The organism is Muriicola sp., from assembly GCF_041567615.1.
GTDB lineage: Bacteria > Bacteroidota > Bacteroidia > Flavobacteriales > Flavobacteriaceae > Muriicola.
The window spans coordinates 1-6,856 of sequence record NZ_JBFGBM010000149.1; the positions used below are offsets into that span (position 1 = coordinate 1).

General features: G+C 50.0%; 7 protein-coding genes. 2 read left to right on the top strand and 5 right to left on the bottom strand.

The annotated features are described in order from the left end of the window. The 3 genes from ABYP73_RS10200 to ABYP73_RS10210 form a co-directional block, all read right to left on the bottom strand. Positions 1–301: hypothetical protein (locus ABYP73_RS10200; protein WP_372974244.1), on the bottom strand; the 301-nt coding region annotated here is incomplete at its 3' end. A 9-nt stretch (positions 302–310) separates the two neighbouring features. Next, entirely contained in the window at positions 311–3,457 is a 3,147-nt protein-coding gene (locus ABYP73_RS10205; RefSeq protein ID WP_372974245.1) for a glycosyl hydrolase, read from the bottom strand. 19 nt (positions 3,458–3,476) lie between these two features. Continuing rightward, positions 3,477–5,024 (bottom strand): M20/M25/M40 family metallo-hydrolase, encoded by a 1,548-nt coding sequence (locus ABYP73_RS10210; protein ID WP_372974246.1) that lies wholly within the window; start codon positions 5,022–5,024, stop codon positions 3,477–3,479. Positions 5,025–5,248: 224 nt separating this feature from the next. Here ABYP73_RS10210 and ABYP73_RS10215 point away from each other — a divergent pair, with 224 nt between their 5' ends. Then, positions 5,249–5,584, top strand: a complete 336-nt coding sequence (locus tag ABYP73_RS10215; RefSeq protein WP_372974250.1) for a single-stranded DNA-binding protein — start codon at positions 5,249–5,251, stop codon at positions 5,582–5,584. Positions 5,585–5,707: 123 nt separating this feature from the next. Further along, positions 5,708–6,133, top strand: a complete 426-nt coding sequence (locus tag ABYP73_RS10220; RefSeq protein ID WP_372974247.1) for a hypothetical protein — start codon at positions 5,708–5,710, stop codon at positions 6,131–6,133. Between the two features lie 3 nt (positions 6,134–6,136). Here ABYP73_RS10220 and ABYP73_RS10225 read toward each other — a convergent pair whose 3' ends face one another. Next, positions 6,137–6,319 carry a hypothetical protein gene (locus ABYP73_RS10225; protein WP_372974248.1) on the bottom strand — a complete coding sequence of 61 codons (183 nt, stop codon included), beginning with the start codon at positions 6,317–6,319 and terminating at the stop codon, positions 6,137–6,139. A 66-nt stretch (positions 6,320–6,385) separates the two neighbouring features. Further along, the coding region (locus ABYP73_RS10230; RefSeq protein ID WP_372974249.1) for a ferritin at positions 6,386–6,856 on the bottom strand (471 nt) is incomplete at its 5' end.

The following is a 6,856-nucleotide window of genomic DNA, read 5'->3' on the forward strand; positions in this document are numbered from 1 at the left end:
ACCTCAGGTCAAAGGTCCGCTGGAGGGTCCCGGGGTCCCTGCTTATGATTTGCGAGAGGGACGAATGATCGTCCATAAGAACAGCCAAGAGTGCTTTATTCCCGAACTCCAGGCCGTAATCCACAAACAAACGTACACACTCTATGAACCTGGGGCTTCTCAGATACTCACTGGTCAGTTCGTAGATAAGGGGTTCACCCCTGAAGGTGTCATTTGGCTTTACGCCGTGTTCAAAACAATTTCGGATACCATCCACATCGTGAAGTTCGATCTGTTCGCTGATATCCTTTTTGTAATCCATCTCAGGGCCTCATTCTTTCATGATCAGGGCCGGTAATTCCAGATCATTATACATGGCATTAAACAACAGCATTTCTGTCTTTACTATGGTCTGCCACTCCATTTCGAATTGAACCCACTGGTTCAAAAGGTCTGCATATCGATCCTTCGCGCCCTGGGTTACTTTGGGTTCTGCGGCATCCACGTAGTCCTTCAGGTTCATCAGCTCGGCGTTTAACTGGTTGTGGAAATTGATTACGTCCTGGAAGGTTTTCTGCCTGGGCTGGATGAGGTTTTCCTCCCAGCGATCTATGCGGGTAACCAGGCTGTCACCCATGGCAAGGAGGTCTTTTGCGCGCCCGTTGTCCTTCAAAAGCGTTTTGTATGCCTTGACCTGCTTGCGGACCGATCGCATTTCATTGACCGCCCTGTGGATGTTGGAGATCATGGTTTCGATATCCGTGAGCATTTTTTGCTGTTCTGCGTAATCAGCGGAAGTTGCTTCTACGTGTGGATTTTTCAGCACATTCACCTGCGTCTCCGCAATACGATCTCCCAAAGAAAGCCTGAGTTGATAGACGCCGGGGGCTACCCTGGAACCGGCATAATTCCCGTAAACAAAAACCATGTCTACCGCGGGTACTGGATCTCTTCTGAAATCCCAGGTGAAACGATTGTATCCCTTTTTTGCCGGAAGTACTTCGGGTTTGGATGGGCCTCCCGGCCACGACTTAACGTCTTTGTCTGCTTTGCTGGAGTAGAGCCGAAGGGTCTCCCCATTTTTTATGACCTCCAGGGTAAGGGGGATGCTGTCTGTTTTCTCATCGAGGTAATAATCGATGGTCACCCCAGATTTGGGGTTCTGCCCCAGACCTGGAACAGGGCGGTCCGTGCTTCCCCCGAAGATCATATAAGTGTCTTTGGGTTTGACGACCGTCAATGACTGACCGCTCAGAGGACTGGATTGTATCGCGCCCAGGTCGTCCAGGATCCAGAAAGAACGACCTGCCGTGGCCACTACGAGGTCATTGTCCTGAATGATCATATCATTGATGGGCACTACAGGCAGGTTGAGCTGGAAGGCCTGCCAGTTCTGCCCGTCGTCAAAGGAAAGGTAAAGTCCCGTCTCGGTTCCCGCGTAAAGCAATCCACGTCTTATGGGATCTTCCCGGACCACCCTCACAAAGGTATGGGGTCCTGTGATCCCACTCGTGATCTTTGTCCAGGTCTGTCCGTAGTCTGAGGTCTTAAAAATATAAGGTTTCAGGTCCATGAATTTATAGCGCATGGCCACCACATAGGCCGTCGCCGGATCATGGGGGGAAACTTCTATGCTGTTGATGATGCTCTCCCCAAGCTCTTTTGGAGTTGCATTCTTCCAGGTCTTTCCTCCGTCCCTGGTGATATGGACCAGCCCGTCATCGGAACCCGCCCACAGGACGCCTTGTTCGTGTGGGGATTCCACCAGGGCCATCAGGGTATTGTAGTTCTCCCCTCCGGCAGCTTCATTGGTATAGGGACCTCCACCGGGGCCCTGTTTGCTCTTGTCGTCGCGGGTGAGATCCGGACTTACAACGGACCAGCTCTGTCCTTCATCTGTCGACTTAAATACGACGTTCCCGGCGTGGTAAATCGTCTTCCGATCGTGGGGGGAGGTAATGATAGGGGCGTTCCAGTTATAGCGGTATTTAAAATCCGCAGGGACGTTCCCCAGGGCCAGTTCCGGGTATTCCTTGATGGCTTTTCCTTCCCGGGAGGCCTTTACCCATTTTTCGATGATGCCCTGGTAACACCCTCCGTACACGATTTCGGGGTTGTCGGGGTCGAAGGCCAGGAAGGCGCTCTCACATCCGGCCACAGAATGCCAGTCCTTCCAGTCGATCCCCATATCATTGGTCCTGCTGGCGATGGAAATGGCAGAATTGTCCTGTTGCCCCCCATACACCCGATAGGGCACCTGGTTGTCTGTAATCACCCGGTAGAACTGAGCTGTAGGCTGGATAGCCTGGGAACTCCAGCTGCGTCCACCGTTGTTGGAAATATTGGCACCTCCGTCATTGGAGTTGATCATCTTCTGGTTGTCTGAAGGATGTATCCACAAATGGTGATTGTCGCCGTGGGGAGTGGGAAGGGGGGAAAAGGTTTTTCCCCCGTCAATGGATTTGGTTACCGGGGCGTTCAGCACATAGACCGTATTCTCGTCCTGGGGGTCTGCGAAGATCTCCATATAATACCAGGAACGTGCAATGTTGATCCTGTCCTTGTTGACCTGTGTCCATTTTTTACCAGCATCGTCCGATCGGTAGACACCTCCTTTTTCGCCATCCGCTTCGATCACGGCGAACACGCGCTCGGGGTTGGCCCTGGATACGGATATACCTGCCTTTCCGAATTCTTTGGGCAACCCCTCCTTTATCTTATCCCAGGTGAGACCGCCGTCAGTAGACTTAAAGAGACCCGACATGGGGCCGCCTGATTCCATGGTCCACGGATAGCGCCTGTGCTGCCACATGGCCGCATACAGGATGAGGGGGTTCTTCATGTCCATGGAAAGGGAGGAGGCGCCTGTGGTATCATCCAGATACAGGACCTTTTCCCAGTTCTGGCCCCCGTCGGCAGACCTGTAAATGCCGCGATCTTCCGAGGGGCCGTATTGTGCACCCTGGGCAGCCACGAAAATGATGTCGGGATTGGTGGGATGTATGACCACATCCGAGATATGCCTGGTAAATTCCAGGCCTATATGTTTCCAGGTTTTCCCGGCATCGGTCGACTTATACACCCCATCTCCCATAGAGGTCATGACCCCCCTGGCGGCGTGTTCTCCCATCCCGACCACAACCAGGTTGGGGTTGCTTTCGGAAACCGCTATAGCACCCACGGTACCTGTCTTCAAATGGCCGTCGGAGATGTTTGTCCAGGTGATGCCGTCATCCGTGGTTTTCCAGACACCGCCCCCTGTACTTCCCATATAATAGGTCATGGGTTCTTTGACCACCCCAGAGGAAGCCACGCTGCGCCCACCTCTGAACGGGCCAATATTCCGCCATTTCAGGCCGTGAAACAAGGAGTCGTGGACAGGCGGAGGGGCTGGAGCCTGGCGAGACCTTCGCCTTTGTGCATCTGCGGATGAAGGAATGATCAAAATGACGATCAAAAATAATTGAATGTATTTCATGGTATGCGCGATTTACAGGTTAATCTATCCCACCTTCCCGGTTAGGCGATCGGGGGGTTGGCCATTCCCTCTGTTCCCCTGTCCTGGGGTTGATGGAAAGGACAGCCTTTTCCCTGGAGGTCTTTACGGGGTCTTCACTGGCCATGTAGGTCAGTATGGCCGTCAAGATAACATTGTTGCGCACGTCGTCAAAAACGATCTTGTCATAGGTGTCAAGGTTGGTGTGCCAGGTGTAGTTCCAGTAGCTCCAGCTGAGGGAACTCAGGGAAAATGCAGGAGCCCCCATGGCGACGAAGGATGCGTAATCCGAACCTCCCCTGCCAGGATTTCCCGGGAATGTGGTCTCAATATGGCGGGTAATGCTATCTGGCACGGCCTCCAGCCATCTTCCTAGGTACTCATAGGCATGAAGAAATCCCTGCCCTGAGAGATTCACTACCCTTCCGGTTCCGTTATCCTGGTTAAAGAGGGCCTGCAGGCCTTCCACTACTTCAGGATGGTCTTCCACATAGGCACGGGAGCCATTAAGTCCCTGCTCTTCACTTCCCCAGAGCCCCACAATGATCGTTCTTTTAGGGTTGGGGTATAGCTTTTTAAGAATACGGGCCGTTTCCATCATGGTGATGGTCCCCGTTCCGTTGTCGGTGGCTCCTGTGCCTCCGTCCCAGGAATCAAAATGGGCGGAAAGCACGATGTATTCATCCGGGAATTCCGTCCCGGGGATGGTGGCTATGGTATTAAAAGTAGGTACTCTGCCCAGTTCTTTGGATTCCGCCACGACCTTGATCAGCGGGTTCCTACCGTTCTCCACCAGGCGATAGAGCATACCGTAATCTTCCAGAGAGAGGTCTACTACAGGGATCTTTTTGGTGCCTGCACTAAAGATCTTGTTAGCCCCGAATCCTGAGGACCAGCGGGACTGTACGATGCCTGCAGCACCGGCTTTCTCAAGGGCTTCATTAATGGTCCTGCTGTTGTAGCCCGTATTCCTTATTTTTTGGTTCCAGGCGTCTTCCATGGCATCCCTGTCAGCTTTCATTTTCTCGAAGGACTCCGGGGTGGCAAATTCTTCCCAATTGTAGTCGGGGCGACCGGTCGGCTGTGGCATAGAAACCAGCACGAATTTGCCCTTCACAGCCGGCATCCATTTGGCATATGCTGCAGAATCGGGAAGGGCAGGGATCGTGATCAGATTTGCCGTGATCCCTTTTGAGGAGGTTCCCGGGCTCCATGCGAGTTGACGCCCGCTCAGGGAGACCACCCTGGGCGAGAGCATATCAATATGGGTGATCCCTCTTTCCCATCCTCTCCAGGTGCCCCAGGCTTCGTTTTCGGCAGAAATTCCCCATTTGGCAAAAGTGGAGACCGCCCAGTCGTGTGCATTCTTCATCTGAGGCGTCCCTACGAGTCTGGGTCCGACCACGTCCATGAGTTCATGGGCGAGCAAGGGGAGCTGTGAATTCTCTGAGGCTTCTTTTTCAATGGCTGAGGCCATTTCTGCAGGAGATTGTGCATGGATCAGCAGAAAGCCGGAAAAAAGAAATAGTAGAAGGGATATGTTTTTCATAAAAGAACAGGAATATGTTTAGAATCTCCAATATATAAATAAATATGATGCATGTCTTCCGTAAGATCAGGGGAAAACCAAACAAATTCGTGTAAATGTTTACAACCGTTTACAAACGAAAATAAATAAGTAATAACCAGGTATAATGATCAATTGGGAATACGTTAGCAGGGTCGGGATAAGAACCGAATGTATTAACTGTGTAACCGTAAAATGAAGAAATGATGAATGCAATCCGAAACAAAGTACAGTTGATTGGAAACCTCGGACAAGACCCGGAGGTAGTGAACCTGGAGAGTGGTAACAAGGTGGCTAAATTCTCCATCGCCACGAATGAAACCTATAAGAACACCAAGGGAGAAAAGATCACCGAGACCCAATGGCATAATGTAGTGGTCTGGGGTAAGCTGGCCGATGTGGTGGAAAAATTCCTGTTGAAGGGCAGTGAAGTGGCGGTTGAGGGTAAGTTGATCCACAGGACGTATGAGACGAAGGAAGGAGAGAAGCGATACGTTTCTGAGATCAAATGCAACGAACTGCTGATGCTCGGGAAACAGTAAGCTGTCACATGGTCGATAAAGGGGGTATTTTACCCCCTTTTCTTTTAAATACCAGAGATTATACCTACCTTCTATATCCTCTTGTTCAAAAATTATATTACTGAAAAACAAGAGATTAGATCCATGAAAACCTTTAAATCTATTGTGATCTTAGTCTTCGCCTTTGTTGTGTATTGGGGATATACACAAGGAGAAGGAATCCCTGTGGACAATTTGGAATTCTACCAGCAAATGGCCTTAAGCGATGCACAATTGGAGGCGTCCCTCAGATTCTCTTCCCTCGAAGATGAAACCGATTACTGGAAGGATCAGCTTTCTTTTGAAAAACAATTAAAGGAAAAAGAATACTCTGCATATAAGACCTACATCTATTACAAGAGAAAGGCGTACCACATGCATCAGGAGGAATGCGATATTAAAGAAAACCACGGGAAGGGATATAATATACAGGCCCTTTTTTACCAGACACAGGGGAAGACAATAGAAACAGAAATGGTGAACTCTTCGGGTGATCTAAAGCCCGTTTCACTGGTAACCCGGTGGCATTAAAAATCAGGCAACTTTTTTCAGGAGGTCGAAGCAGGGACAGCGTTTACAACGCTTGGTCTCACACTTCTTGTATTTATTACAGCACTTTGATTTGCAGTTGTCACAGGAGAGGGCTCGCATGGTGGCCTCGTAGGCCTTGACCTGTTTTTTTAACTTCTTCTTGATTTCCTTTTTCTTCTTGCCCATTCGGCTATGCTGAACGAGTCAAAAATAATTGTTTTTATTTAGAATCAATAAAGATAAGATGTTAAATTATTCGCCCATGTCTGAAGCAGCGCTATCTGCGGTGATCTGTTGGACGTCTCTGTCAAAGAGGTAGAGTCCGCCTTTGTCATTCCCGATCAGGTTGATCTTATCCAGAATATTCCTCGCCAGCGCTTCCTCTTCAATCTGTTCAGCTACATACCATTGCAGGAAATTATGGGTGGCGTAGTCCTTTTCATCCAGGGAGACCTGCACCAATTCATTGATGCTTTTAGAGACAAATATCTCGTGCTCGTAGAGTTCCTGGAACATTTTTTGAAAACTACCAAAGTCTTTTTTCGGAGCTTTCAGGTCCGTGATATGGGCATGACCTCCCCGTTCGTTCACATATTTAATAAGTTTGAGCATGTGCATCCTCTCCTCATCGGAGTGACGGTACATAAATAGGGAAATCCCCTCCAGTCCTTTTACTTCGGCCCATGAGGCCATGGAGAGATATACTTGTGACGATTCGGCCTC

What these genes read in the sequence shown, in the direction of transcription:
- ABYP73_RS10220 (WP_372974247.1), top strand. Translation starts at nt 5,708, where the DNA reads ATGAAAACCTTTAAATCTATTGTGATCTTAGTCTTCGCCTTTGTTGTG.
- ABYP73_RS10210 (WP_372974246.1), bottom strand. Translation starts at nt 5,024, where the DNA reads ATGAAAAACATATCCCTTCTACTATTTCTTTTTTCCGGCTTTCTGCTG.
- ABYP73_RS10205 (WP_372974245.1), bottom strand. Translation starts at nt 3,457, where the DNA reads ATGAAATACATTCAATTATTTTTGATCGTCATTTTGATCATTCCTTCA.
- ABYP73_RS10215 (WP_372974250.1), top strand. Translation starts at nt 5,249, where the DNA reads ATGAATGCAATCCGAAACAAAGTACAGTTGATTGGAAACCTCGGACAA.
- ABYP73_RS10225 (WP_372974248.1), bottom strand. Translation starts at nt 6,319, where the DNA reads ATGGGCAAGAAGAAAAAGGAAATCAAGAAGAAGTTAAAAAAACAGGTC.